This window comes from Achromobacter sp. ACRQX, from assembly GCF_022346505.1.
GTDB lineage: Bacteria > Pseudomonadota > Gammaproteobacteria > Burkholderiales > Burkholderiaceae_B > Achromobacter > Achromobacter animicus.
On the sequence record NZ_JAKRML010000015.1, the window covers coordinates 83690 to 108774 of the forward strand.

The following is a 25085-nucleotide window of genomic DNA, read 5'->3' on the forward strand; positions in this document are numbered from 1 at the left end:
GAAGGGATCTCCATCATGCTCAATCTGATCTTCAAGCGCGTGCTGGCCGCCATCCCCGTGATGCTGGTGGTGGCCACCGTGGTGTTCCTGCTGCTGCGGCTGGCGCCGGGCGACCCCGCCCGCGTCATCGCCGGCGACATGGCCAGCGAGGAGGCGGTGGCGCAGGTCCGCGCCGACATGGGCCTGGACCGCCCGCTGCCCACGCAATACGCCCTGGCGATGGGCGCGCTGCTCCAGGGTGATCTGGGCTCCTCGATCATTTCGAAGGATCCGGTGACCACGCTTATCGGCCAGCGGCTGGGGCCGACGATGGCGCTGGCGATCTGCGCGATTCTGCTCACCATCTTTGCCGCGATTCCGCTGGGCGTGTTTTCGGCGTGGTGGCACAAGGGGCTGTTCGACCGGGTGACGCTGGCGGTCACGGTCCTGGCATTTTCGGTGCCGGCGTTCGTGGTGGGCTATCTGCTGATTCTTGCGTTCTCGGTGAAGCTGAACTGGTTTCCGGTGCAGGGCTACGCGGGGCTGGCGTCGGGGTTCGGGACGTTCCTTTATCACATGGCGTTGCCCACCATCACGCTGGCAACGGTGTTCGTGGCGCTGATCACCCGCATCACGCGGGGCAGCATGCTGGAAGTGCTGGGCGAAGATTTCGTGCGCACGGCACGCGCCAAGGGCGTTCCCGAACGCTACGTGCTGTACCGCCACGCCCTGCGCAACGCCGCGGTGCCCATCGTCACCGTCATCGGGCTGGCGCTCACCACGCTGATCAGCGGGGTGGTCGTCACCGAGACCATCTTCAACATCCCGGGCGTGGGACGCCTGATCGTCGACGCCGTGCTGGCGCGCGACTATCCGGTGGTGCAGGGCACGATCCTGTTCTTCTCGTTCGTGTATGTCTTCATCAACCTGGCGATCGACCTGCTGTATGTCGTGCTCGATCCGCGCATCCGCTACTGAGGCCGGACATGAACACAACTGCTCTGGATCGTCCCCGTTCCTTCTGGCCCGCGCTGACGCGCGATCCCATGATGTTCACCGGGTTGGCGCTACTGGTGGCGCTGGTGGGGCTGGCCATGCTGGCGCCGCTGATCACCTGGCATGACCCCGCCGCGCTGGCGCCCCGCATGCGGCTCAAGCCGGTCAGCGCCGAATACTGGCTGGGCACCGATTCGCTGGGCCGCGACCTGTTTTCGCGCGTGCTGTACGGTGGGCGGCTGTCGATCACGCTGGCGGCGCTGGTCAGCGTGATCTCGGTGTGCGCCGGGCTGCTGCTGGGCCTTTTGGCAGGCTATTTCCGCCGGCTGGACGCGGTGGTGATGCGCATCATCGACGGCATCATGGCTATTCCCGGCCTGCTGCTGGCCATCGCCATGGTGGCGCTGGGCGGCGCGACCATTCCCACGATGGTGACGGCCATCGCCATCCCCGAGATTCCGCGTGTGGCGCGGCTGGTGCGCAGCGTGGTGCTGTCGGTGCGCGAAGAACCTTACGTCGAAGCGTCGCTGGGCATGGGCACGGCGACCTGGCGCGTGCTGTGGCGCCATGTCCTGCCCAGCACGATCAACCCGCTGGTGGTGCAGGCCACGTTCATCTGCGCCTCGGCCATTCTGATCGAAGCCGTGCTGGGCTTCCTGGGCCTGGGCTTTCCGCCCGAGATCCCCAGCCTGGGCAGCATCATTTCCGAGGGCCGCCCGTTCTTCCAGCGCGCGCCGTGGATCGTCCTGTTTCCGGGCGTCTTCCTGGCGCTGCTGATCCTGTCCGTGAACCTGTTCGGCGACGCGCTGCGTGATCGCCTGGACCCGCGCATGGCGCACCAACGCAAGGGTTGAAGCCGATGTCCTCACCTCCCATTCTGGAAATCCGCGACCTGAAGGTCAGCCTGCCCGGCGCCGGCGACCGGCGTTACGCCGCCGAGGGCATCGCGCTCACCGTCAGCCCGCGCGAAATCGTGTGCATCGTCGGTGAATCCGGCTCGGGCAAGTCCGTCACGGCCAGCGCCGTGATGGGCCTCTTGCCCAAGAACGTGCTCAAGCTGGAAAGCGGGCAGATCCTGCTGTCCGGCCGCGACATTACGCACGCCTCGTTGGCCGAGCTGCGCGCGCTGCGCGGCGACCGGATGGCCATGATCTTTCAGGAGCCCATGACGGCCCTGAACCCGCTGATGCAGGTAGGCGATCAGATCGCCGAGATCTTCCAGTTCCACGGCCCGTCGCTGTCGCGCCGCGAGGTCGACCAGCGCGTGCTGGCGCTGCTGACCGACATGCGGCTGCCTTCTCCCGAAACCCTGCGCCACGCCTTTCCGCACCAGTTGTCGGGCGGGCAGCGCCAGCGGGTGATGATCGCGATGGCGCTGGCGATGGAGCCGGCGCTGATCATCGCCGACGAGCCGACCACCGCGCTGGACGTGACGTCGCAGGCGCAGGTGCTGCGGCTGCTGCACGGCCTGCGCGAGCGCCACGACACCGGCATCCTGTTCATCACGCACGACTTCGACGTGGTGGCCGAGATCGCGGACCGCGTGATCGTGATGCAGCACGGCCGCATCGTGGAGGCCGGCGCTGCCGCCGACGTGCTGGCGAATCCGCAGCATCCCTATACCCGCAAGCTGATCGACGCGGTGCCCAAGGGCAAGTTTGGCGCCGGTGCGCCGCTGGCCGAGGGCGACCCGGTCATTTCGGTCGAAAACCTGGGCATGCGCTTCGTGACGTCCAGCCTGTTCCGGTCCAAGCGGCGCGAGGTCAATGCGCTGGACGGCGTGTCGCTGTCGCTGGCGCGCGGCGAAACGCTGGGCATCGTCGGCGAGTCCGGCTCGGGCAAGACGACGCTGGGCCGGTGCCTGGCGCACTTCGCGCGTCCCACGTCGGGCCGCATCGTAATGAATGGCGAGGACGTGTCGAACCTGTCGCGCGCAGCGTGGCGCCAATGGTGCAAGCGGATCCAGATGGTGTTCCAGGACCCTTATCGGTCCTTCAACCCGCGCCTGACCATCGAGGCCACGCTGTCCGAAGGGCCGCTGAACTACGGCGAAGACCCGGCCCGCGTGCAGGCGCGGATGCGCGACATGCTGGCGCTGGTCAGCATCGATGCCAGCGCGCTAAAGCGCTATCCGCATGAGTTTTCCGGCGGACAGCGCCAGCGGATTTCGATCGCGCGGGCGCTGATGATGGAGCCGGAGATCCTGATCGCGGACGAGGCGGTGTCGGCGCTGGACGTGTCCGTGCAGGCGCAGATTCTGGATCTGCTGGAGCGGATCCGCGCGCAACTGAACCTGAGCATGATCTTCATCACCCACGACCTGCGCGTGGCCGCCCGGCTGTGCCATCGCATCGCCGTCATGCAGCGAGGCCGCGTCATGGAGATCGGCCCCGCCGAGCAGATCTTCACGCGGCCCGGCAGCAGCTACACCCAGGAACTGCTGGCCGCCATTCCCGGCAAGGACGGGTTGGGCAGCCGGCCCCCGGCCGGACTGGCATTGGCCGGCGCTTGAAGGAAACCCCGATGACACGCGTTGCCTTATTGAGCCGATCGGCCAATCTTTCCTACTTTCAGCCTTTGTTGCAGGGACTGGCGCCCGAGCTGGACGTCGCCGTCTGGCCGGACCCGCGCAGCCTGCATGCCGACGTGGCGGTCTGCTGGAACCCGCCCGTGGGTGTGTACGACGACATGCCCAACCTGAAACTGATCCACAGCATCGCCGCCGGCGTGGACAACCTGCTGGACGGCCAGCGCACGCGCGGGCTGCCGGTCTGCCGAGTAGTGGATCCGCAGTTGGCCCAAGGGATGCTGCAGTATGTGCTGTGGTGCGTGCTGACGTTTCATCGCAAGCTGGACCTGGCGCTGTCCAACCAGCGTGCCGCTCGCTGGAGCCGGCCGCCGCAGACGCCGGCGTCGCAGTGCCGGATCGGCCTGATGGGCCTGGGCGAACTGGGCGGCGCCATTGCCGCCGTGCTGCCCGGAATGGGCTATCCGGTCAACGGCTGGTCGCGCACGCCGCGCGATATCGACGGCGTGCGCGTCTACGCCGGCGAAGCCGCCTTCGACGAATTCCTGGCCAACACCGATGTGCTGGTGTGCCTGGTGCCGCTGACCGACGCCACGCGCGGCATCCTGAACCGCCGCACGTTCGATGCCTTGCCGCAAGGCGCGGCGGTGGTCAATTGCGGCCGGGGCGAACACCTGATTGCGGCCGACTTGATCGACGCCCTGGCGCGCGGGCAACTGCGCGGGGCCGTGCTTGACGTGTTCGCGCAGGAACCGCTGGATCCCGCTGATCCGCTGTGGTCCACGCCCGGCGTGATCGTCACCCCGCACATGGCGACCATGCCGTCGCCGGGCACCGTGGCCGAGCAGGTCGTGGCCAACATCCGCCGGCTGGGGCAGGGCGAGTCCCTGGCCCACACAGTCGACCTGACGCGCGGCTATTGACGCCGCGATACCCCGTTTTCCGATTGCCAACCCAAGACGAGACATTCCATGCATTTCGAAGATCCCGCGTTCACCATTCCGACCGGCACGCCTGCGCCTCTGGACCCGCAGATCGCCGAATTCCTGCGGCGCATGGCGGCGGACGCGTCGCAGTATCCGCGCCGCGACACCCTGTCCATCGAACAGGGCCGCGCCAATGCCGAGAAGGTGCGCCTGCCGTGGGCCCAGGGTGGCCCGCAGATGGCGCGCACGGTGGAACATCAGGTGGCCACGCGTCACGGGCCCGTGCGCGTGCGGGTCTATTACCCCGCGCAGCGCCGGCTGCCGGGCGCGTTCATGTACATCCACGGCGGCGGCTTCGTGCTGTTCAGCATCGACACGCATGACCGCGTGATGCGCGAATACGCCGAACGCGCCGGGGTCGTGGTGGTGGGGGTGGACTACACCCGCGCGCCCGAAGCCAAGTTCCCGCAGCCGCTGGAAGAATGCGTGGACGTGCTGCGCTGGGTTGCCGCGTCGGCGGGCGAGCTGGACATCGATGCCGGCCAGATCTTCGTGGGCGGCGATTCGGCCGGCGCCAACCTGTCCATGGGCTCGGCGCTGACGCTGCGCGATGAAGGCGTCCCGCTGATCAAGGGGCTGGTGCTGAACTACGGCGGCTTCGGCAGCAACCTGTTCCGCAATTCGGTCGTGCGCTACGGCGCCGGCGAATACGGCCTGTCGCTGCACATGATGATCTGGTTCCGCGGCATGCACATCCGCCACGGCAAGGACTTCTTCGATCCGCGCGTGGACATCCTGCGCGCCGACCTGAAAGGCCTGCCGCCGGCTTGGCTGGTGGTGACCGAGTGCGATCCGCTGCATGACGACAGCATCGAACTGGAGCGCAAGCTGCGCGACGCCGGCGTGGACGTCGCGTCGAAGGTGTATCCCGGCACCGCGCACAGCTTCCTGGAGGCCGTCTCTATTGCCGCGGTCGCGGGCGAAGCCTTCGACGACACGGCGCGCTGGCTGCACGCCAAGGCCTAGGGGGCGACATGTATACCCCGCCGGCCTATGCCGAAGCCGATATCGGCGTCCTGCACGCGTTCATGCGCGCGCACAGTTTCGCCACCCTGGTGACCGTGGGCGCGGCGGGCGCGAACGCCACGCACCTGCCTTTCCTGCTGCGCGACGATGGCGGGCGCGGAACGCTGGTCACCCATCTGGCGCGCGCGAATCCGCAGTGGCGCGACCTGCAGGACGGCGCGCAGGCGCTGGTGTTGTTCCAGGGCCCGCACGCGTTCATTTCGCCCAGCTGGTACGTGAATCAGCAGACCTTCCCGACGTGGAACTACACCGCCGTCCATGCGCGCGGCACGCCGCGCTTGATCGAAGCGCCCGAGGCCATCCGCGCGGTGCTGTCGGAGACGGTGGCGCGCTACGACACGCCGCTCGGCGGCGAATGGCGCTTTCCGGACATGCCCGAGACCCTGACGGCGCCGCGCCTGAAGGCGATCGCGGCGCTGGAGATTCCGATTGCCGGGCTGGAAGGAAAGATGAAGCTGAACCAGGACAAGTCGGTGGCCGACCGCGTGGGCGTGATCCGCCAGCTGGAACGGCGCGGCGACGCGGGGAGCGTGGCGATAGCCCGGTTGATTCGCGCGCAGCCCGATCTTGCGGCTGGTCTTGCGGCGGATCTTGCGGCGGATCTCGCATCGGATTTGCCGGCTGATGTGGCGACCCACGTCGCCGGTCACGCGCCGAACAACGCCTGAAGAAACCGGAGCCTCATCATGCATGAACCTACCGAAGCCCGCGTGCGCGACGAACTGGCGGCCCTGTACCGTCTGGTCGCGCACTTTCGCATGACCGATCTGATCGACACCCACATCAGCGCGCGGGTGCCGGGCACCAAGCACCATTTCCTCATCAACCGCTACGGCGTGCTGTTTCACGAAATGCGCCCGCAGGACCTGGTGAAGATCGACCTGGACGGCAATCCGGTCGATCCCGGCGACGCCGACAGCCAGCTGGTCAACGCGGCCGGCTTCACCATTCATTCGGCGGTGCATGCCGCGCGCCACGATCTGGCGTGCGTGGTGCATACGCATACCGCCGACGGCATCGCCGTGGCGTGCCAGCGCGATGGCCTGTTGCCGATCACGCAGCATGCGCTGCGTTTCTACAACCGGTTGGGCTATCACGATTACCAGGGCATCGCGCTGGACCTGGAAGAGCGCGAGAGCCTGGTCGCCAGCCTTGGCCGGCATAAAGCCATGATCCTGCGCAACCACGGCCTGCTCGCGGCTGGATCGTCGGTGGCGGAGGCCTTCGTCAACATCTATTACCTGGAGCGCGCCTGCCAGGCACAGGTCAAGGCCCAATCGGCCGGCGCGCCGCTGGTATTCCCGTCGGAGGCGGTGTGCGAACGCACCGCGAGCCAGTTTGAACGGCCCACCGCCCCGATCTACACGCAGCGGGTATGGACCGCCGCGCGGCGCCTGCTGGAGCCGGACCTGGAGACAATCGAATGAAAGACAGCCTGACGACACCCCGCGCCGCATTGGCCGGTCCGCAATTCCTGCATACACCAGGCCCGACGCATGTGCCCGATGCAGTGCGCGAGGCCATGGGCCGCCAATGCATGGATCTGTCCGATCCGCGGCTGGCCGATCTGATCGCGGATTGCGAGGCGGGCCTTGCCCGCCTGCTGGGCACCCGGCACGCGGACGTCCTGATGTATGCCGCCAACGGCCACGGCGCGTGGGAAGCCACCATTGCCAATCTGGTCGCGCCCGGCGCGCAGGTGCTGGTGGCGGGGAGCGGCCATTTCGCGGAAGCGTGGGCCGTGCATGCCGAGGCAATGGGCGCCACGGCCCTGCGCACGCCGACCCGTCCGGGACAGGCGTTGGATCCGGCCGCGATCGAGGCGGCGCTGCGCGCCGACACGGCGCACCGCATTGCCGCCGTCTTTGCCGTGCACACCGACACGGCCAGCGGCGTGACCAGCGACATTGCGGCGGTGCGCCGGGCCATGGACGCCAGCGGCCATCCGGCGCTGCTGGTGGCCGATGTGATCGCATCCTTGGGCGCCACGCCGTTCCGCATGGACGATTGGGGCGTCAACGTGGCGATCGGCGCGTCGCAGAAGGCGCTGATGGGGCCGCCGGGGCTGTCCTTCACCGCAGTGGACGCGCGCGCGATGCAGGCCGCGCAGGCCAATCCCACTCCGCGCGCCTATTGGGACTGGGCCAAGCGCAAGAGCGATCTGCTCTACCGCAAGTTTTGCGGCACGCCGCCGCAAAGTTTGCTGGCAGGCATGCGGGCCGCGCTGGATCTGATTGCGGTCGAAGGCGAGGAGGCCGTGTTTGCCCGGCATCGGCGCGTGGCGAATGCGGTGCATGCGGCGGTGAATGCGTGGTCGCAAGGCGGCGCGTTGAAGCTGTTTGTTGAAGACCCCGCGGCGCGCGCGGTGTCGGTCACGACCATTTCGGTCGCCGACGGCGTGGACGTCGAGGCGATGCGAACCGTTGCGCGCGAACGCTTCCACGTTGCGGTGGCGGGCGGGCTGGGGCCGCTTGCGGGACGGATGTTCCGCATCGGCCACCTGGGCGACGTGCATCCCGCGATGATCCTGGGCGCGCTGGGCGGGGTAGATGCCGCGCTGCGGGCGTGCGGGATTCCCGTGGGCGACGGGGCGCTGCAGGAGGCCGTGAAGGCGCTGCAGGAGTGAATCGCAAGACTGAAACGCAGGACGGAATCGCACGACTGAAACACCAGACTGAAACGCAAGACTGATACGAAACCCTGGAACGGCTTTCAGACGCGGCCCGGACGCGGCCGCCATTTCTTCTTCACCTTGAATTGGGATAAGACGATGAGACAACGTGGTTTTGCGGCGGCCGCCCTGGCCGTCCTCGCGGTGGCGGTTCCCCTTTGCCCGGCCCAGGCCGAGCCGGTCAATGCCAAGGTGGTCATGCACGCGCCGTTGCGTGTGCTGGACCCCGTCCTGACCAATGCGTACATCACGCGCAATCACGGGTACATGGTGTACGACACGCTGTTTTCGCTGGACGCGGCCTCGCGCCCGCAGCCGCAGATGGTGGAATCGTGGACGGTATCGCCCGACCAGCTGACCTACGTGTTCACGTTGCGGCCAGGCCTGAAGTTCCACGACGGTGCGCCGGTCACCGGCGAAGACGTGGTGGCGTCGCTCAAGCGCTGGGCGCAGCGCGATCCCATCGGTTCGCGCCTGTCCGCCGTCACCCAGAGCATGGACAGCCCGTCCGCCGACACCTTCCGTATAGTGCTCACCAAGCCGTACGGACTGCTGCTGGACGCGTTGGCCAAACCGGGTTCGCCGGTGCCGTTCATCATGCCGCGGCGCATCGCGGCCACGCCGCCGTCCGAGGCCATCAAGGAAACCGTGGGCTCGGGACCCTACAAGTTCGTGCAGGCCGAGTTCCAGGCGGGCGTGAAGGCCGCGTATGTGAAAAACGCGGACTACGTGCCGCGCAAGGAGCCCGCCAGCCGCTTTGCCGGGGGCAAGGTCGCCATGTTCGACCGGATCGACGTCGTCAACGTGCCGGACGCGCAGACCGCGGTGAACGCGCTGCGCCAGGGCGAGATCGACTTCGTCGAGAACGTGGCGCCCGACCTGCTGCCGCAACTGGATGGCGTGAAGACCCTGACGGTGCAAAGCTATGGCGACGCATCGGAAACCTACACGCTGCGCATGAACTGGAAGCAGCCGCCGCTGGACAACGTGAAGGTGCGCCGCGCCGTGCTGGCCGCGCTGTACCAGGCCGACTACCTGGATGCGTCGCTGGGGGATCCCGCCTATTACAAGCTGTGCGGCGCCATGTTGAGCTGCATCTCGGCCTACCAGACCGAAGCCGGCGCCACGCAGACCAAACCCGCTAATCTGGCGCAGGCGCGGGCGTTGCTGAAGGACAGCGGCTATGCCGGCGAGAAGATCGTCGTCCTGCATCCCACCGACGTGCGCAGCCTGTCCGCGCTGGCGCCCGTCACCGCGCAGGCCCTGCGCAGCATCGGCATGAACGTGGAAGTGCAGTCGATGGACTGGGCCACGCTGCTGTCGCGGCGCAGCAAGGACGCGCCGCTGGCCGACGGCGGCTGGAGCATCTTCCATTCCAGCCTGACCAGCATGGACCTGCTCAACCCCATCGTGAACGCCAATCTGGATGGGCGGGGCGAGGGCGGTTATCCGGGCTGGACCCGGGACGACACCATCCAGCGCCTGCGCGCCGAGTTCGAGTCGGTGACGGGATTGGATGCGCAAAAGCGTGTCGCCGCCGAGATCCAGCAGCGCGCCTATGAACAGGTGATGTTCGTGCCGCTGGGCGGCTATTCGGAGTTCAAGGCCTACGACAAGAAGTTCGACGGCATGGTGGCCGCGCCGTTGCCGTTGTTCTGGCGGGGCAAGTAACGGGTTGGGGCGGCGGGCAGGGCGGTCAGGACAGGCCGACCTTGCCGCTCAGCCCCCGCGCCGCGGTCAGCAGCAGCGGCGAATAACGCCGCGCAAATTCCGCCGGCGAGGCCCATTCGGACACCAGCCCCGCGATCTGGATGGCCGCCACCGGCCGGTGGCGATGATCCAGGATGGCGGCGGCCAGGTTCAGCTCGCCCAGCATGCTCTCCTCGATGGCCGTCGCATAGCCGTCCTGGCGCGCCTGCTGGACCAGGCCCCGGATGCGGTCCGGATCGTTGTCGGTCTTTGGCGTGCTTGGAATCGTGGCAAGCGGCATGTCCTTGGACCGCGCCAGGATGTCCTCGACTTCCTCTTCGGGCAGGTGGGACATGATGGCCCGGCCCCCGGCCGTCTGCACCATCGGCAGGGCGCGGCCCGCCAGCGTGCTGCTGAAAGTCTGACGCTTGGTCTGGCGGCGCAGCGCAAAAATGATGTACAGGTCGTCGAACAGGCTCAGTTCTACGCGCTCATTGGTTTCGCGCTGCATCTCGGCGATGAGCGGGGTGGCGCGTTCCAGCAGCGGCACGCTGCGCATGTAGTCAAAGCTGCGCTGCAGGATCTTCTTGCCCGGCGTATAGCCCTTGCCACCGGCGCCGCGTTCCAGATACCCCAACGTGACCAGCGTGTGCGTCATGCGCTGCGTGGTGCTGCGGTCGAATCCCGTGATTTCCATGAGTTCGTTCATGCTCATGGTGGACGGGCGTTGGGCAAAGGCTTCCAGCAGCTCGAAGCCTTTGGCCAGGGATTGAACGAAGAGAGGGTCGGGACGGCTCATGGGATTCGCTGTAAGAGTGGGCGGTGGGCGTCCGCGGCGGGCGGGGGAATCAGGGATTTTATAAAGATTCTTAGGTATTTCCTAGAGATACTTGTGTGCTCGCAACCATGCAACGGTTTCCTGAGAGCAGGACCCGTGGCCTTGACATAGAATGGCCGCACCCCAGCGGTCATTTCGAGGTATCTATGTCGGTCGCATCCGATATCAAACTACGCCCGCTCGAACGCGGCGACCTGCACTTTGTGCACAAGATCAACAATAACGACGTCATCATGCGCTACTGGTTCGAAGAGCCCTACGAGGCCTATGACGAACTCGTGGCTCTGTACGACCGCCACCTGCATGACCAGAACGAGCGGCGTTTCATCATCGAGCACGACACCGGGCAGCCGGCCGGGCTGGTCGAACTGGTCGAGATCGACTACATCCACCGCCGCGCCGAATTCCAGATCATCATCGCGCCCAGCTACCAGGGCCGCGGCTACGCCAAGGCCGCCACGCGCATTGCGGTGGGCTACGCGTTCCGCGTGCTGAACCTGCACAAGGTGTATCTGGTGGTGGACAAGGACAATACCGCTGCCGTCCACGTGTACGAGCGCTGCGGCTTCCAGATCGAAGGCCTGCTCAAGGAAGAGTTCTTTTCCAACGGCGCGTACCGCGATGCCTATCGGATGGCGCTGTTGCAGCAAGACCATCTGCGCGACGTGGGACCGGGCGCGCCGGATGCGCCCGTGCTGCGGGACTGGCCGCAGGAAGACCAGGCGGGCTGACGCCGCCTGCAAAGGCGAAGGCCGCGGCATCATGCGCCGCGGCCTTCGCCGAACGAAACCTGAACCATCGCGCCGCCCCGCGCTTCATGCGCGAGGCGGCGTTTTACATCAGGGCTTGAAGAATGCCGTCGGCGTCATCAGGCGGTTTTCCTGGCTGATCAGGTAGCCGGCCTCGGCGCTTTTGGTCAGATAGGTCGCCCAGGCCGGATCCTTCTGCAGCGCCTGGCGCTTGGCTTCGCGGTCGGCGGCGCTGTCATAGACCCAGATGTGCATGTAGGTGTTGACGTTGCCCGTCTCGGTCTGCATGTAGGCGAGCGGCTTGCCCAGATGGCGGCTCTGCACCTCGTAGCCGTGTTCGGCATACAGCGCCAGGTGCTTCTTGATGGTGCCGGCGCGGCAGGTGTAGGTACGTACGTCGTAAAGCATGATGAATCCTTGATGGCGGTTGCAAAAACGGGTGTCAGTCGGCGGTGGCGCCGGACTGCTTGACCAGCACGCTCCAGCGTTCCACTTCCGTGTTGACGTATTTCTGGAAGGCGGTGTGACCATCGCCCACCGGGTCGGCGCCCAGGCCCTTGAGCTTGTCCTGCACCGCCGGGTCGGCGATGCCGTCCGTGATGGCCTTGGACAGTTTTTCCACCACGGGCGCGGGCGTGGCGGCCGGTACGAACAGGCCAAACCACGAACGCGCGTTCATGGCCGTGTAGGCTGTCTCGGAAAACGCGGGCACGTTGGGCAGGGCGGCGTGGCGCTGCGTGCCGGTAACGGCGATGGGGGTGAGGCGGCCTGCCTGCACCTGCGACAGCACCTCGGGCAGGTTGGCGAACATGATCTGGACCTGTCCGCCCATGAGGTCGTTGAGCGCCTGCGCGCCGCCCTTGTACGGCACGTGCGTCATCTGCGCGCCGGCCAGCGAATTGAATTGCGCGCCCGCCAGGTGCGAGGCCGTGCCGGTGCCGCCGGACGCGTAGTTCACGCGGTTGCCGTTGGCCTTGGCGTAGTCGGCCAGTTCTTGCGGCGTCTTGGCCGGCACGGACGGGTTCACCACCAGCACCAGCGGCACCGAGGCCAGGTTCGACAGGCCGGCGAAGTCGCGCGTCAGGTTGTAGTCCAGCTTGTGATAGAGCGAGGCGTTAATGGCGTGGCTGGACGTGGCCATCAGCAGCGTGTAGCCGTCGGCCTCGGAACGGGCCGCCATGACGGCGCCGATGTTGCCGTTGGCGCCGGCCTTGTTTTCCACCACGACGGGCTGGCCCAGCCGGGTGGACATGGACTGCGCCACGGTGCGGGCGATGACGTCGGTGGCGCCGCCTGCGGCGAACGGCACGATGATGCGCAGGGGGCGCTCGGGGAAATCAGCCGCGGCAGCCGTTGCGGCCGCGCCCAGCGAGGCGGCGGTCATCAGGAAGGCGGCCGCCAGGCGGCGCGGGGTCAGGGTTGTGGTCATGTCTCTCTCCAGTGTTGGATTTTTTTATGTAAACGCCGCGCCTGATCTGTCAGGCGCCGGCGGTGCGCGCCTTTTCGCGCAGGCTCGTCAATGTGGCCCGGGGCGTGATCACCTCGGGGTCCAGACTGAGTTCGATCAGATAGGGGGAACCGCCGTCCAGCGCACGCGCCAACGCGGGGCCGAACGCTTCATGGGTGTCCACGCGTTCGGCCGTCACGCCGAACGATTGGGCGTAGGCCACGAAGTCCGGGTTGCACAGGTCCGTGCCGATGGTGCGGCCGGGGTAGTGCACCTCCTGGTGCATGCGGATCGTGCCGTACATGCCGTTGTTGAACACGATGAAGACGATGCCCAGCTGGTGCTGCTTCACGGTGGCCAGTTCCTGCGAGGTCATCAGGAAGCAGCCGTCGCCCGCCAGGCAGATCACCTGGCGATCAGGATGGCGCAGCTTGGCCGCGATGGCCGCGGGCACGCCGTAACCCATGGCGCCGCTGGTGGGCGCCAATTGCGTGCGCGGTTGGCTGAAGCGGTAGTAGCGATGCGCCCAGGCGCTGTAATTGCCCGCGCCGTTGGTCAGAATGGCGCTCGGGTCGAGCTGGTCGCGCAGCGTGGCAATGACGCGCGCTGGGTCCATCTCTCCGCGCGCGGCGGGCAGCTCGGTGTAGCGCAGGTAGTTGCCGCGCAGCGTCTGCGTCCAGTCGCGCCACGGGGTCGCATCCACGGGCGTCAGTTCCGCCGCCGACGCCGCAAAGGCGTCCATGCCGGACTGGATCTTCAGCGCGGGTTGATACACGCGGCCCAGCTCTTCGGCGCTGGCCAGCACGTGGATCAGCGTCTGGCTGGGCACCGGCGATTGCAGCAGGGTATAGCCGCCCGTCACCATCTCGCCCAGCCGCGCGCCCACGGCCAGGATGACGTCGGCCTGGCGCACGGCCTCGGCTAGTTCCGGGTTCACGCCGATGCCGACTTCGCCGACGTACTGCGCGTGGTGGTTGTCGAACAGGTCCTGGCGGCGGAACGAGCACGCGACCGGCAGGCCGTTCAGTTCGGCAAAGCGGGTCAGGCTTGCCAGCCCCGCGTCCGTCCAGCCGGAACCGCCGGCGATCAGCAGGGGACGCTGCGCGTTGGCAAGCAGCGTGCGCATGCCGGCCAGCGCGTCGGGCGCCGGGTAGGCCTGCGGCACCTGGATCGCGCCGCAGGACAGGGCCGGGGCCACGTCCGTCAGCATGTCCTCGGGCAGCGCCAGCACCACGGGGCCGGGGCGGCCGGACGTGGCGACGGAAAAGGCGCGGTTCAGGTATTCGGTGACGCGCGCGGCGCTGTCGATCTGCGCCACCCACTTCGTGAACTGGCCGAACATGCGGCGGTAGTCGATTTCCTGGAAGGCCTCGCGCTCGACCATGTCGTTGCCGACCTGGCCCACCAGCACGATCATCGGGGTGGAATCCTGGAAGGCCGTCTGCACGCCGATGCTGGCGTTGGTGGCGCCGGGGCCGCGCGTCACCATGCAGATGCCGGGCCGGCCGGTCAGCTTGCCGTGCGCTTCGGCCATGAATGCCGCCGCGCCTTCATGCCGGCAGGACACCAGGCGGATCTGCTCGCGGTGCGCATACAGCGCATCCAATACATCCAGGTAGCTCTCGCCGGGCACGCCGAATACGGTGTCCACGCCGTGTTCCAGCAAGGCCCGCACCACATGCTGGCCGCCCGTCATCAATGTCGAAGTGTCGTTCATCGCAGTTTCAATCTGGCCGCAGCGCGGCGGGTTGAGTCCGGATGAACTTTACGCAGCCCGGGTCAGGGCGCGTTAGGACAGATCAGAGCTTGTTTTGCACTTTTTTGCGGGGCGGGCGACGCGGCCGTCATTCGGTATGGCCGTCATCCGACGGCGCCGTCATTCAGTACGGCCGCCATCCGACGGGGCCGTCATTCGATGGGGCGGTAGTACTTTTTGCGGAAGTCGCCCGGGGTGCAGCCCGTGTGCTTCTTGAAAAAGCGCGTGAAGTACGCCGGGTCCTCGATGTTCAGCTGGAATCCGATCTCGGCGATGCTCAAGTCCGTGTTGCACAGCAGCCGCTTGGCCTCCAGCGCAATGCGCTCCTGCACGAGCTGGCTGGCGGTGCGCCCCACGCTGCGCTTGACCGCGTCGTTGAGCTGGCGCTCGCTGACGCACAGGGCGTCGGCGTACTGGCGGATAGCCGAGAAGTCCAGGTAATGCTCTTCGATCAGCATGGTGAAGCGCTTGGCCAGCGAATAACTGGGACCGGCGGCGGTCTCGCGTTCGTCGGCCGGATACAGGCGGCGAAGCTGCGTCAGCAGGATCAGCAGGTACGAGCGCACCACGTCAAAGCGGCCCGTCTGCCGGTCGCGCGTTTCGCGTTCGATCTCGGCCAGCAGCGGCAGCATGGCGTCGTGCTGCTCGCGGGTCAGGTAGATCACGGGCGGGCCGCCCGCCATGTGAAAGAACGGAAACTTGGCGATGTCGTCCGCGCGCGGGAACATCTGCGCGAAGAATTCGGTGCTGATGTTCATGACGTAGCCGCTGGGTTTCACCGACGACGTCCACGCGTGAATCTGGCCCGGGGACAGGAAGAAGACCGAGTGGTCGCGCACCGCGTGCTGCTCGAAGTCCAGAAGATGCGTGCCCTGCGCCTCGGTCATCCACAGCAGGTGGTAATAGCGGTGCCGGTGCAGGAAGCCGCGCGGAATGTCGTCGTGATCCTGCAGGCGCACGAGGTCGAAATAGAAGGATCCCTCTCCCGAGAAATCCGATGATTCAAAGGTGGGAAACGTTTCCGGGATGGGCGAATGCGAACCTGCGGACAAGCGGGAGTCTCCTTGATGGCGCGCGGGGCGGCTCTGTTTTTCGCCATCATACGGGCAATCGCGGCGGGGGCTGCGGCGCGGCGGTGCCAGTTCGGCGCCGCCCGCCGCAGCTGGCGCGTTGGCCGGCCTCGGCGCCGCCCGCCGTTCGGGTCAGCGGCTGGCCGGCGCGGCGCGCAGCAGCCGCAGGCCGTTGGCCACCACCAGCAGGCTCGCGCCCACGTCGGCAAACACCGCCATCCACAGCGTCGCGTGGCCCGTCACGGCCAGCGCCAGGAACACCACCTTGATGCCCAGCGCCAGCGCGATGTTCTGAACCAGCACGCGATGCGTTGCACGAGACAGGCGCAGGAAGGTGCCGATCTTGCGCAGGTCGTCGTCCATCAGCGCCACGTCGGCGGTCTCGATGGCCGTGCCGGTGCCGGCCGCGCCCATCGCAAAGCCGATGTCGGCGCGGGCCAGCGCGGGCGCGTCGTTGATGCCGTCGCCCACCATGCCGACCCGCACGTCCGGCGCAAGCTTGCCTTCAATGGCGGTCAGCTTGTCCTCGGGCAGCTGGTCGCCGCGCGCTTCGTCGATGCCGACCTGGCGCGCGATGGCCTGCGCAGTCGGCGTGTTGTCGCCCGTCAGCATCAGCGTGCGCACGCCCAGCCCGTGCAGGTCGGCGATGGCCTGGGCGCTGGTGGGCTTGACCGTATCGGCCACGGCGGCCAGCGCCAGCACGCGGCTGCCGTCGGACAGCGCGATGACGCTTTTGCCCTGGCTTTCCAACTCGTCGAAGCGGGCGTCGAGCGTGGCATTGGAAACGCCCAGCTCGCGCATCAGGCGGCGGTTGCCCAGGTGATACGTCTGGCCGTCGACCTGACCGCTGACGCCGCGGCCGGGCAGGGCGGTGAAGGCGTCGACCTCCAGCAGCGCGCTGCCGGCCTCGCGCGCGGTGGTGGCCACGGCGAGCGACACGGGGTGGTCGGACCGGGCAGCCAGACTGGCGGCGATCAGGGCGGCGGGGTGGCGATCCTGCGCCGGGGCGTCCCAGTCCTGCAGATCGGTCTGCACCGGCTTGCCGTGCGTCAGCGTGCCGGTCTTGTCCAGCGCCAGCCATTTCAGGTTGCGCCCTTCTTCAAGATAGACGCCGCCCTTGATGAGGATGCCGCGGCGCGAGGCGGCGGTCAGGCCACTGACGATGCTGACGGGTGTGGAAATCACCAGCGCGCATGGGCAGGCGATGATCAACAGCGCCAGCGCGCGGTAGATGGCGTCGAACCACGGCTGGCCCCACAGCAGCGGCGGCAGCACGGCCACGGCCGCCGCGACGGCCACGACGGCGGGCGTGTAGATGCGCGAAAACCGGTCGATGAAGCGCTGCGTGGGCGCGCGCGCGCCCTGCGCCTGTTCCACCGCGTGGATGATGCGCGCCAGCGTCGTGTTGCCGGCCGCGGCGGTCACTCGGTATTCAAAGGACCCGGAGGTATTGATGGTGGCCGCGAACACCGGATCGTCCTGGGCTTTTTCGACGGGCAGGCTTTCGCCCGTGATGGGCGACTGGTCCACGGCCGACGTGCCGTTCACGATGATGCCGTCCGCGGCGATGCGCTCGCCCGGCCGCACGCGCACGATGCCGCCCGGCTGCAGCGACGCGGCGGGCACTTCCGCCCAAGTGCCGTCCGGCTGGCGCAAGGTAGCGGTGTCGGGCGCCAGGTCCAGCAGGCCGCGCACGGCGTTGCGCGCGCGGTCCAGCGAGCGGGCTTCGATCAGTTCGGCCACGTTGAACAGGAACATCACCATGGCCGCTTCGGGCCATTGGCCGATCAGCACGGCGCCGGTGACGGCGATGCTCATCAGCGCGTTGATGTTCAGGTTGCCGTTGCGCACGGCAATCCAGCCCTTGCGATAGGTGCTGACCCCGCAGGCCAGGATGGCGGCCACGGCCAGTGCCGCGGTCAGCAGCAACGGGCCGCCGGCAAAATGCGAGAACTCGGACAGCGCCGCCAGCACGCCCGCGCCGCCGATCAGCCACCAGTTCACCGCCTTGGCGGCGGGGGCGGGCGCGGCCGCCGCGCCGTCGGCCAGGGGCTCGGGCGTCATGTCCAGCGATTTGATGGCTGCGATGATTCGGTCCAGCGCGCCGTCGGCGTGGACCACGGTCAGGATGCGCTGCATCAGGTTGAAGTCCAGCGCATGCACGCCGTCCACGCCGGCGAGCTTCTTGCGGATCAGCGTTTCCTCGGTGGGGCAATCCATCTGGCCGATGCGCAGGCGCGCCAGCAGCTGGCCGGGGCCGGCCGTGAGCGTCGCGGCGGCGGCCGGCTGCAGAACGGCGCCATGCGCGTGGCCGCAGCAGGAAGCGTCCTGGGCAGCCGGGGCCGGGGCAGCGGACGCGCAGCAGGTGTCGGCGCCATGTTCGCTGCCATGGCCGTGGCCGTGGCGGTGACGGTGATCGTGGCCGGTGTGGGCATCGTGCCCGTGGCTGTGGTCGTGGCCCGCGTGCGCATCATGCCCACGGCCGGGGGCCTCGCCCGCCGCCTTCGGATGTTCCTGGCCGCAGCAGGCGTCATCGCCTGGCGTCTCAACGCACGCGACGACGACCGGCGCAGGCGAGTGTCCGCCACCGCAGCAGGCGCCGCCGTGCTTGCCCGACTGATGTTTGTGTTCTTTGACCGGAGGTAAAGACATCCGCTTGACCCTTCAAATAAGCTGATGACGCAATTCCACACCTTGGAGTTACTATAGGGTCAACCCCTAATCATCGGATCGGATCCGGGAGGCAGTGATGCGTATCGGCGAATTGGCCACGGCGGCCGGCACCACGGTCGAAACCGTCAGGTATTACGAAAAAGAGGGGTTGCTGCCCGCCCCGGAGCGCGGGTTGAACAACTACCGCACCTATGGCCAGACGCATCTGGAGCGCCTGCGCCTCATCCGCAACTGCCGCGCGCTGGACATGACGCAGGACGAAATCCGCGCCATCCTGTCCGTGGCCGACAACCATCGCACCGGTTGCGGCCCCATCAACAAGCTGTTCGACGAGCACATCTCGCATGTGGACGAGCGCATCGCCGAACTGATGCAGCTGAAAGCCCAATTGAGCGACTTGCGCCAGCGCTGCGTGTCGGCGCGTCCCGACTCGGACGATTGCGGCATCCTGCACGGGTTGAGCGAAATGCAGGTCGAAGAGCGGCAGGAGCGGCACACCCACCTGGGCTGAGCGCACCGCCGGGATGTCCTTGTTGCAGTCCGGGGGATCAGCGACCGGTCAGACGTCATCGCGTACTATGAGAATCTGTTTCTTTCCCATTTGCGCATCGATCAATGACCGTAAACCAGACCGCCACGCCGCTCCACGCCCTGACCTCGCGCCGCTCCTTCAAGTTCCTGCGGGCGCCGGCGCCCAAAACCGACGAACTCGAACAGATCCTGCAGGCCGCCATGTCTGCGCCCGATCACGGCGCGCTGCGTCCGTGGCGCTATGTCGTGATCCAGGGCGAGGCCATCGGCAAGCTGGCGGACATGGCGCTTGACGCCGTCAAGCGCAGCGGCGACCCGCGCATGACGCCCGAAAAGGAAAAGTCGGTCCGCGAATGGATGGCCAGCGTGCCGCTGTTCATCGCCGTGGCCCAGAAGATTGCCCACGGCAACACCAAGATCCCTGAACAGGAACAGCTGCTGGCCGCCGGCTGCTCGGTGATGAACATCCTGAACGCCGTCCACATGCTGGGCTACGCCGCGTTCTGGAGCACCGGCCTGGGCACGTACGTTGAAGACGTGCAGGACGCGCTGGGCCTGGACTCGCTGGATTACCGCTTCCTGGGCTTTCTGGCCGTCGGCACGCCCGCGTGCGCGGTGCCGCCTGCCAAGCGTCCGGACTACCGTGAATTCGTCACGGAATGGACCGGCGCCGCTTGAGGAAAACCCTCAGTCCAATGCGGCCCCAAAAGGCCGCGCGGCCCGCTCATCGGCCCTGTCCCCTGTGCTAATCTCGTCAACGGCTTTGCCCAAGTATCCCCGGGCGCAAGCCGTCGACGGCAGCGTCCGAGGTCACACGCCTCTGGCAACGCCTTGGTAGGAAGAAAACGCATGACACGATCAAGCGTGGAGACAATACATGAGCCAATATGGGCCGCTGAAGTTGCACGTCCCCGAGCCGACAGGGCGACCGGGTTGCAAGACAGACTTCTCCTATCTGCATCTTTCGCCGCCCGGCGAGGTGCCCAAACCCCCCATTGATGTTGCCGCGGTCGACACCGGTCCACTGGCCTACAGCCTGGTCCGCGTCATCGACGAGCACGGCCGCGCCGTCGGCCCGTGGGCGCCTGAGATCAGCCACGACCAGCTGCGCGCCGGCATGCGGGCGATGCTCAAGACGCGCATCTTCGACGGGCGCATGCTGACCGCGCAGCGCAAGAAGAAGATCTCGTTCTACATGCAGAGCCTGGGCGAAGAGGCCATCGGCACCGCCCACGCCATGGCGCTGGAAAAGGGGGATATGTGCTTTCCCACCTATCGCCAGCAAAGCATCCTGTTGTCGCGCGACGTGTCGCTGGTGACGATGATGTGCCAGCTCATGTCCAACGAGCGCGACCCGCTCAAGGGCCGCCAGCTTCCGGTCATGTATTCCGACCGCGAAAACGGCTTCTTCACGATTTCGGGCAACCTGGCCACGCAGTTCATCCAGGCGGTGGGCTGGGCCATGGCCTCGGCCATCAAGGGCGACACCCGCATTGCCTCGGCCTGGATCGGCGACGGCGCCACCGCCGAAGCCGACTTCCATACCGCGCTGACCTTCGCGCACGTCTACCGCGCGCCCGTCATCCTGAACGTGGTCAACAACCAGTGGGCCATCTCGACCTTCCAGGCGATCGCCGGCGGCGAGGGCGCGACCTTCGCGGGCCGCGGCGTGGGCTGCGGCATTGCGTCGCTGCGGGTGGACGGCAACGATTTCCTGGCGGTCTATTCCGCGTCGATCTGGGCTGCCGAACGTGCGCGCCGCAACCTGGGCCCGACGCTGATCGAGTGGGTCACGTACCGCGCCGGTCCGCACTCCACCTCTGACGACCCCACCAAGTACCGTCCCGGCGACGACTGGAGCCATTTCCCCCTGGGCGACCCGATCGAGCGCTTCAAGAAACACCTCATCCTGTTGGGCATCTGGTCCGACGCCGAGCACGACGCGGTCCGCGCCGAACTCGACGCCGAGATCCTGGCGGCCCAGAAGGAAGCGGAGAGCTACGGCACCCTGGTGGACGGCCACGTCCCCAGCGCCGCCAGCATTTTTGAAGACGTGTACAAGGACATGCCGGAGCATCTGCGCCGGCAGCGCCAGCAGCTCGGAGTCTGACCATGGCAATCGATAACAACGCTGGTCCGGCCTCGGCGCCGATGACCATGATCCAGGCTTTGCGCTCGGCCATGGATGTCATGCTCGAGCGCGACAACAACGTCGTCGTGTTCGGGCAGGACGTGGGCTACTTCGGCGGCGTGTTCCGCTGCACCGAAGGCCTGCAGGCCAAGTACGGCAGCTCGCGCGTGTTCGACACCCCCATCTCCGAAGGCGGCATCGTCGGCGTGGCGGTGGGCATGGGCGCGTACGGGCTGCGGCCCGTGTGCGAGATCCAGTTCGCCGACTACTTCTATCCGGCGTCGGATCAGATCGTGTCTGAAGCCGCGCGCCTGCGCTACCGCTCGGTGGGCGAGTTCATTGCGCCCATGACCATCCGCATGCCTTGCGGCGGCGGCATCTATGGCGGGCAGACGCACAGCCAGAGCCCCGAGGCCATGTTCACGCAGGTCTGCGGGCTGCGCACGGTGATGCCGTCCAATCCGTACGACGCGAAAGGCCTGCTGATCGCCGCCATCGAGAACGACGATCCGGTGATCTTTCTGGAACCCAAGCGCCTCTACAACGGCCCGTTCGACGGTCACCATGACCGCCCGGTTACGCCGTGGACCGGCCGCCCGGGCAGCGTCGTGCCCACCGGCTACTACACCGTGCCGCTGGAATCGGCCGCCATCGTGCGTCCGGGTTCGGAACTGACGGTGCTGACCTACGGCACCACCGTGCACGTGTCGCTGACCGCGGCCGAAGAGACCGGCATCGACGCCGAAGTCATCGACCTGCGCAGCCTCTGGCCCCTGGATCTGGACGCCATCGTCAACTCCGTCAAGAAGACCGGGCGCTGCGTGGTCGTGCACGAAGCCACGCGCACCTGCGGCTTTGGCGCGGAACTGATTTCCCTGGTGCAGGAACACTGCTTCCATCATCTGGAGGCGCCCGTCGAGCGCGTGACCGGTTGGGACACTCCCTATCCGCACGCGCAGGAATGGGCGTACTTCCCCGGCCCGCGCCGGGTCGGCGAAGCGTTCAAACGCGCGATGGAGGCATGACATGGGGATTCATATCATCAAGATGCCCGACATCGGCGAAGGCATCGCAGAGGTCGAGCTGGTGGGCTGGCACGTCAAGGTGGGCGACACCGTCGCCGAGGACCAGCCGCTGGCGGACGTCATGACGGACAAGGCGACGGTCGAGATTCCGTCGCCGGTGGTCGGCAAGGTGATTTCGCTGGGCGGGGATGTCGGCCAGGTGATGGCCGTGGGCGGTGAATTGATCCGGCTGGAAGTCGAAGGCGAGGGGAATGTGAAGGCGGGTGCTGCGGCGGCGCCGGCGGCGAAGGCGGCTGTGCCTGCGGGTGAGGGGATTGCTGCCGACGGGGCGCAGCGGGCAGGCGGTCCGAGTTTGGTGGAGAGCGGCGCTGCGGCGTCTGGCGTAACGACGCCCGGCGTAGCGACGCCCGCAACTTCCACGCCGGCCAAGTCGTCGACCCCGTCATCGGCATCGGCATCCGCATCCGGCTCCACGTCGGCGTCGGCCAAATCGCCCGCCGCGCGTCAATCCGGCGGCGCGCCCGCGACCATCCGCCAGCCCGGCGAAAAGCCGCTGGCCTCACCCGCCGTGCGCAAGCGCGCGTGGGACCTGGGCGTCGAACTGCGCTACGTGCAAGGCAGCGGCCCGGCCGGCCGCATCCTGCACGAAGACCTGGACGCCTGGCTGCAAGGGCAGGGCTCGGCAAGCAACGCCCGCGCCGGCTCGGCCTACGCCGAACGCAACGACGAAGACGCCGTGCCCGTCATCGGGCTGCGCAGGAAGATCGCGCAGAAGATGGCCGAATCCAAGCGCCGCATCCCGCACTTCAGCTACGTCGAGGAAATCGACGTGACCGAGCTCGAAGACCTGCGCGTGCAGCTCAACGCCAAATGGGGCGAGCAGCGCGGCAAGCTGACGCTGCTGCCGCTTCTGGCTCGCGCAATGGTGGTGGCGCTGCGCGATTTTCCGCAGATCAACGCGCGCTATGACGACGAGGCCGGCGTGGTGACGCGCTACGGCGCGGTGCACATCGGCATCGCCACGCAAAGCGACGGCGGCCTGATGGTGCCGGTGATGCGTCATGCCGAGGCGCGCGATCTATGGTCCATGGCGGCCGAGATCACGCGGCTGGCGCAGGCGGTGCGCAGCGGCTCGGCCGGGCGCGACGAACTGTCCGGCTCGACCATCACCATCACCAGCCTCGGTCCCTTGGGCGGCATCGTCACCACGCCGGTGATCAACCACCCTGAAGTTGGCATCGTGGGCGTGAACCGCATCGTCGAACGCCCGGCCTTCCGCAACGGCGCCGTGGTGGCGCGCAAGCTGATGAACCTGTCGTCGTCCTTCGATCACCGCGTAGTGGACGGCATGGACGCGGCACGCTTCATACAGGCCGTGCGCGCGCTGCTGGAACAACCCGCGCTGCTTTTCGTGGAGTAAGCATGAGCCAGATCACAAAGACAACGACATTGCTGGTGATCGGCGGCGGTCCCGGCGGCTACGTGGCCGCCATCCGCGCCGGGCAGCTGGGCGTGCCCACCATCCTGGTCGAGGGCGCGCAATTGGGCGGCACGTGCCTGAACATCGGCTGCATCCCGTCCAAGGCCCTGATCCACGCAGCCGAGGAATTCGACAAGGCGCGTCACTACGCCGGCGAATCGGCGCTGGGCATCGCGGTCGACGCGCCGCGCATCGACATCGCCAAGACAGTGGCCTGGAAAGACGGCATCGTAGGCAAGCTGACGGGCGGCGTCGGCGCGCTGCTCAAGAAGAACGGCGTGGAAGTCGTGCGCGGCTGGGCCACGCTGCTGGATGGCAAGACCGCCGAAGTCGAAACGCCTGATGCGGGCCGCATCCGCATCCAGTGCGAACACCTGCTGCTGGCGGCGGGATCCGAACCCACGCCGCTGCCGTCCATGCCATTCGGCGGGATGGTGGTGTCATCCACCGAGGCGCTGTCACCCACCAGCATTCCGAAGCAACTGGTCGTGGTGGGCGGCGGCTACATTGGGCTGGAACTCGGCACCGTTTACCGCAAGCTGGGTGCAGAAGTCGCCGTCGTCGAGGCGCAGGACCGCATCCTGCCGACCTACGACGCCGAACTCACCAAGCCCGTCGCGGCCGCGCTAGGCAAGATGGGCGTGGCGCTGCATCTGGGTCGCAAGGTGCTGGGACTGAACGGCAAGGGCGACGCGGTGCGCGTGCAGGACGCCAGCGGCGCCGAAACGCTGCTGCCCGCCGACCGCGTGCTGATCTCGGTGGGACGCCGCCCGCGCACGCAGGGCTGGGGACTGGAAAGCCTGCAGCTCGATCGCAAAGGCAACGCGTTGCGCATCGACGACCAGTGCCGCACGTCCATGCGGGATGTCTGGGCCATTGGCGACATTGCAGGCGAGCCCATGCTGGCGCACCGCGCGATGGCGCAGGGCGAGATGGTGGCCGAACTGGTGGCGGGCAAGCGCCGCCACTTCCAGCCGGCGTCCATTCCTGCCGTGTGCTTCACGGACCCCGAGGTCGTGGTCGCAGGCCTGTCGCCGCAGGACGCCGAAAGCGCCGGGCTGGATTGCGTGACGGCGGCATTCCCCTTTGCCGCCAACGGCCGTGCCATGACGCTGGAATCCACCGACGGCTTCGTGCGCGTGGTGGCCCGGCGCGACAACCATCTGATCGTGGGATGGCAGGCGGTGGGGCGCGCGGTGTCGGAGCTGTCGACGGCGTTCGGGCAGTCGCTGGAAATGGGCGCGACGCTGGAAGACGTGGCGGGCACGATCCACGCGCATCCCACGTTGGGCGAGGCAGTGCAGGAGGCCGCGCTCAAGGCGCTGGGGCACGCGTTGCACATCTGAAGGCGGGACCCGGCGCGGGTGCAATGTCCGCGCCGGGTCTCTGTTGCTTTGCCGGTTCTACCGCGCCGATGTGCTGTGCCCGATGCAACATGCGCGATCCGGCCGGCCTTTGGCGGCGCGGTTCATGCAGTCCGGGCTGGGCAAGCCGCCTACCGCCCCGCGCGA

The 25085-nt window shown here is 67.4% G+C and carries 23 protein-coding genes; 17 read left to right on the top strand and 6 right to left on the bottom strand.

From position 1 onward, the window contains the following. Positions 1 to 15 precede the first annotated feature (15 nt). From MHZ91_RS15390 to MHZ91_RS15430, 9 genes are all read left to right on the top strand, one after another. Positions 16 to 957 carry an ABC transporter permease gene (locus MHZ91_RS15390; RefSeq protein ID WP_056569989.1) on the top strand — a complete coding sequence of 314 codons (942 nt, stop codon included), beginning with the start codon at positions 16 to 18 and terminating at the stop codon, positions 955 to 957. An 8-nt stretch (positions 958 to 965) separates the two neighbouring features. Continuing rightward, complete coding sequence (locus MHZ91_RS15395; RefSeq protein ID WP_239214442.1) at positions 966 to 1829, top strand: ABC transporter permease; 864 nt, start codon at positions 966 to 968, stop codon at positions 1827 to 1829. A 5-nt stretch (positions 1830 to 1834) separates the two neighbouring features. After that, positions 1835 to 3487 carry an ABC transporter ATP-binding protein gene (locus MHZ91_RS15400; RefSeq protein WP_239214445.1) on the top strand — a complete coding sequence of 551 codons (1653 nt, stop codon included), beginning with the start codon at positions 1835 to 1837 and terminating at the stop codon, positions 3485 to 3487. 11 nt (positions 3488 to 3498) lie between these two features. Next, entirely contained in the window at positions 3499 to 4425 is a 927-nt protein-coding gene (locus MHZ91_RS15405) for a glyoxylate/hydroxypyruvate reductase A (RefSeq protein WP_239214447.1), read from the top strand. Positions 4426 to 4473: 48 nt separating this feature from the next. After that, positions 4474 to 5454 carry an alpha/beta hydrolase fold domain-containing protein gene (locus tag MHZ91_RS15410; protein WP_239214450.1) on the top strand — a complete coding sequence of 327 codons (981 nt, stop codon included), beginning with the start codon at positions 4474 to 4476 and terminating at the stop codon, positions 5452 to 5454. An 8-nt stretch (positions 5455 to 5462) separates the two neighbouring features. Continuing rightward, the gene (locus MHZ91_RS15415; RefSeq protein ID WP_239214452.1) at positions 5463 to 6182 is read left to right on the top strand and encodes an FMN-binding negative transcriptional regulator; all 720 of its coding nucleotides are present in this window, start codon (positions 5463 to 5465) and stop codon (positions 6180 to 6182) included. Between the two features lie 18 nt (positions 6183 to 6200). Then, positions 6201 to 6941: a class II aldolase/adducin family protein gene (locus MHZ91_RS15420; RefSeq protein WP_175124178.1), complete on the top strand. Its 741-nt coding sequence runs from the start codon at positions 6201 to 6203 to the stop codon at positions 6939 to 6941. After that, complete coding sequence (locus MHZ91_RS15425) at positions 6938 to 8140, top strand: alanine--glyoxylate aminotransferase family protein (protein WP_239214454.1); 1203 nt, start codon at positions 6938 to 6940, stop codon at positions 8138 to 8140. The genes MHZ91_RS15420 and MHZ91_RS15425 overlap by 4 nt, the downstream gene beginning before the upstream one ends. Before the next feature lie 144 nt (positions 8141 to 8284). After that, positions 8285 to 9856 carry an ABC transporter substrate-binding protein gene (locus MHZ91_RS15430; RefSeq protein WP_175124179.1) on the top strand — a complete coding sequence of 524 codons (1572 nt, stop codon included), beginning with the start codon at positions 8285 to 8287 and terminating at the stop codon, positions 9854 to 9856. A 25-nt stretch (positions 9857 to 9881) separates the two neighbouring features. Here the strand turns inward: MHZ91_RS15430 and MHZ91_RS15435 are convergent, their stop codons facing one another. Continuing rightward, on the bottom strand, positions 9882 to 10673 hold the full coding sequence (locus tag MHZ91_RS15435) for an IclR family transcriptional regulator (RefSeq protein ID WP_175124180.1): 792 nt from the start codon (positions 10671 to 10673) through the stop codon (positions 9882 to 9884). A 185-nt stretch (positions 10674 to 10858) separates the two neighbouring features. Here MHZ91_RS15435 and speG point away from each other — a divergent pair, with 185 nt between their 5' ends. Beyond that, positions 10859 to 11443, top strand: coding sequence for a spermidine N1-acetyltransferase (gene speG, locus MHZ91_RS15440; RefSeq protein WP_239214456.1), 585 nt, complete (start codon positions 10859 to 10861; stop codon positions 11441 to 11443). 108 nt (positions 11444 to 11551) lie between these two features. Here the strand turns inward: speG and MHZ91_RS15445 are convergent, their stop codons facing one another. From MHZ91_RS15445 to MHZ91_RS15465, 5 genes are all read right to left on the bottom strand, one after another. Then, entirely contained in the window at positions 11552 to 11869 is a 318-nt protein-coding gene (locus MHZ91_RS15445; protein WP_056316357.1) for an NIPSNAP family protein, read from the bottom strand. 34 nt (positions 11870 to 11903) lie between these two features. Next, positions 11904 to 12890 carry a tripartite tricarboxylate transporter substrate binding protein gene (locus MHZ91_RS15450; protein ID WP_175124182.1) on the bottom strand — a complete coding sequence of 329 codons (987 nt, stop codon included), beginning with the start codon at positions 12888 to 12890 and terminating at the stop codon, positions 11904 to 11906. Positions 12891 to 12939: 49 nt separating this feature from the next. Next, the gene (locus MHZ91_RS15455) at positions 12940 to 14625 is read right to left on the bottom strand and encodes a thiamine pyrophosphate-binding protein (protein ID WP_239214458.1); all 1686 of its coding nucleotides are present in this window, start codon (positions 14623 to 14625) and stop codon (positions 12940 to 12942) included. A 191-nt stretch (positions 14626 to 14816) separates the two neighbouring features. Then, positions 14817 to 15716: a helix-turn-helix domain-containing protein gene (locus MHZ91_RS15460; protein ID WP_175185145.1), complete on the bottom strand. Its 900-nt coding sequence runs from the start codon at positions 15714 to 15716 to the stop codon at positions 14817 to 14819. 150 nt (positions 15717 to 15866) lie between these two features. After that, on the bottom strand, positions 15867 to 18026 hold the full coding sequence (locus tag MHZ91_RS15465; RefSeq protein ID WP_239214476.1) for a cation-translocating P-type ATPase: 2160 nt from the start codon (positions 18024 to 18026) through the stop codon (positions 15867 to 15869). 84 nt (positions 18027 to 18110) lie between these two features. Between MHZ91_RS15465 and MHZ91_RS15470 the strand changes: the two genes are divergently transcribed. The 7 genes from MHZ91_RS15470 to lpdA all read left to right on the top strand — a co-directional run bounded on the left by MHZ91_RS15470 (position 18111) and on the right by lpdA (position 24920). Next, the gene (locus MHZ91_RS15470; RefSeq protein WP_239214481.1) at positions 18111 to 18380 is read left to right on the top strand and encodes a hypothetical protein; all 270 of its coding nucleotides are present in this window, start codon (positions 18111 to 18113) and stop codon (positions 18378 to 18380) included. A 103-nt stretch (positions 18381 to 18483) separates the two neighbouring features. Next, positions 18484 to 18918: a Cd(II)/Pb(II)-responsive transcriptional regulator gene (gene cadR, locus MHZ91_RS15475; protein WP_175126100.1), complete on the top strand. Its 435-nt coding sequence runs from the start codon at positions 18484 to 18486 to the stop codon at positions 18916 to 18918. 104 nt (positions 18919 to 19022) lie between these two features. Further along, positions 19023 to 19616 (top strand): nitroreductase, encoded by a 594-nt coding sequence (locus tag MHZ91_RS15480; protein ID WP_239214460.1) that lies wholly within the window; start codon positions 19023 to 19025, stop codon positions 19614 to 19616. A 199-nt stretch (positions 19617 to 19815) separates the two neighbouring features. After that, positions 19816 to 21048 carry a 3-methyl-2-oxobutanoate dehydrogenase (2-methylpropanoyl-transferring) subunit alpha gene (locus MHZ91_RS15485; RefSeq protein ID WP_175126102.1) on the top strand — a complete coding sequence of 411 codons (1233 nt, stop codon included), beginning with the start codon at positions 19816 to 19818 and terminating at the stop codon, positions 21046 to 21048. Between the two features lie 2 nt (positions 21049 to 21050). After that, on the top strand, positions 21051 to 22094 hold the full coding sequence (locus MHZ91_RS15490; RefSeq protein WP_175126103.1) for an alpha-ketoacid dehydrogenase subunit beta: 1044 nt from the start codon (positions 21051 to 21053) through the stop codon (positions 22092 to 22094). Between the two features lies 1 nt (position 22095). Continuing rightward, the gene (locus MHZ91_RS15495; RefSeq protein WP_239214462.1) at positions 22096 to 23514 is read left to right on the top strand and encodes a dihydrolipoamide acetyltransferase family protein; all 1419 of its coding nucleotides are present in this window, start codon (positions 22096 to 22098) and stop codon (positions 23512 to 23514) included. A 2-nt stretch (positions 23515 to 23516) separates the two neighbouring features. Next, a complete protein-coding gene (gene lpdA / locus MHZ91_RS15500; RefSeq protein ID WP_239214464.1) occupies positions 23517 to 24920 on the top strand; it encodes a dihydrolipoyl dehydrogenase in 1404 nt (467 codons plus the stop codon). The last annotated feature ends 165 nt before the right edge of the window (positions 24921 to 25085 follow it).

Excerpts from the sequence above, each read along its gene's own strand:
- MHZ91_RS15390 (WP_056569989.1), top strand. The coding sequence starts at position 16 with ATGCTCAATCTGATCTTCAAGCGCGTGCTGGCCGCCATCCCCGTGATG.
- MHZ91_RS15395 (WP_239214442.1), top strand. The coding sequence starts at position 966 with ATGAACACAACTGCTCTGGATCGTCCCCGTTCCTTCTGGCCCGCGCTG.
- MHZ91_RS15400 (WP_239214445.1), top strand. The coding sequence starts at position 1,835 with ATGTCCTCACCTCCCATTCTGGAAATCCGCGACCTGAAGGTCAGCCTG.
- MHZ91_RS15405 (WP_239214447.1), top strand. The coding sequence starts at position 3,499 with ATGACACGCGTTGCCTTATTGAGCCGATCGGCCAATCTTTCCTACTTT.
- MHZ91_RS15410 (WP_239214450.1), top strand. The coding sequence starts at position 4,474 with ATGCATTTCGAAGATCCCGCGTTCACCATTCCGACCGGCACGCCTGCG.
- MHZ91_RS15415 (WP_239214452.1), top strand. The coding sequence starts at position 5,463 with ATGTATACCCCGCCGGCCTATGCCGAAGCCGATATCGGCGTCCTGCAC.
- MHZ91_RS15420 (WP_175124178.1), top strand. The coding sequence starts at position 6,201 with ATGCATGAACCTACCGAAGCCCGCGTGCGCGACGAACTGGCGGCCCTG.
- MHZ91_RS15425 (WP_239214454.1), top strand. The coding sequence starts at position 6,938 with ATGAAAGACAGCCTGACGACACCCCGCGCCGCATTGGCCGGTCCGCAA.
- MHZ91_RS15430 (WP_175124179.1), top strand. The coding sequence starts at position 8,285 with ATGAGACAACGTGGTTTTGCGGCGGCCGCCCTGGCCGTCCTCGCGGTG.
- MHZ91_RS15435 (WP_175124180.1), bottom strand. The coding sequence starts at position 10,673 with ATGAGCCGTCCCGACCCTCTCTTCGTTCAATCCCTGGCCAAAGGCTTC.
- speG (WP_239214456.1), top strand. The coding sequence starts at position 10,859 with ATGTCGGTCGCATCCGATATCAAACTACGCCCGCTCGAACGCGGCGAC.
- MHZ91_RS15445 (WP_056316357.1), bottom strand. The coding sequence starts at position 11,869 with ATGCTTTACGACGTACGTACCTACACCTGCCGCGCCGGCACCATCAAG.
- MHZ91_RS15450 (WP_175124182.1), bottom strand. The coding sequence starts at position 12,890 with ATGACCACAACCCTGACCCCGCGCCGCCTGGCGGCCGCCTTCCTGATG.
- MHZ91_RS15455 (WP_239214458.1), bottom strand. The coding sequence starts at position 14,625 with ATGAACGACACTTCGACATTGATGACGGGCGGCCAGCATGTGGTGCGG.
- MHZ91_RS15470 (WP_239214481.1), top strand. The coding sequence starts at position 18,111 with ATGTTCGCTGCCATGGCCGTGGCCGTGGCGGTGACGGTGATCGTGGCC.
- cadR (WP_175126100.1), top strand. The coding sequence starts at position 18,484 with ATGCGTATCGGCGAATTGGCCACGGCGGCCGGCACCACGGTCGAAACC.
- MHZ91_RS15480 (WP_239214460.1), top strand. The coding sequence starts at position 19,023 with ATGACCGTAAACCAGACCGCCACGCCGCTCCACGCCCTGACCTCGCGC.
- MHZ91_RS15485 (WP_175126102.1), top strand. The coding sequence starts at position 19,816 with ATGAGCCAATATGGGCCGCTGAAGTTGCACGTCCCCGAGCCGACAGGG.
- MHZ91_RS15490 (WP_175126103.1), top strand. The coding sequence starts at position 21,051 with ATGGCAATCGATAACAACGCTGGTCCGGCCTCGGCGCCGATGACCATG.
- MHZ91_RS15495 (WP_239214462.1), top strand. The coding sequence starts at position 22,096 with ATGGGGATTCATATCATCAAGATGCCCGACATCGGCGAAGGCATCGCA.
- lpdA (WP_239214464.1), top strand. The coding sequence starts at position 23,517 with ATGAGCCAGATCACAAAGACAACGACATTGCTGGTGATCGGCGGCGGT.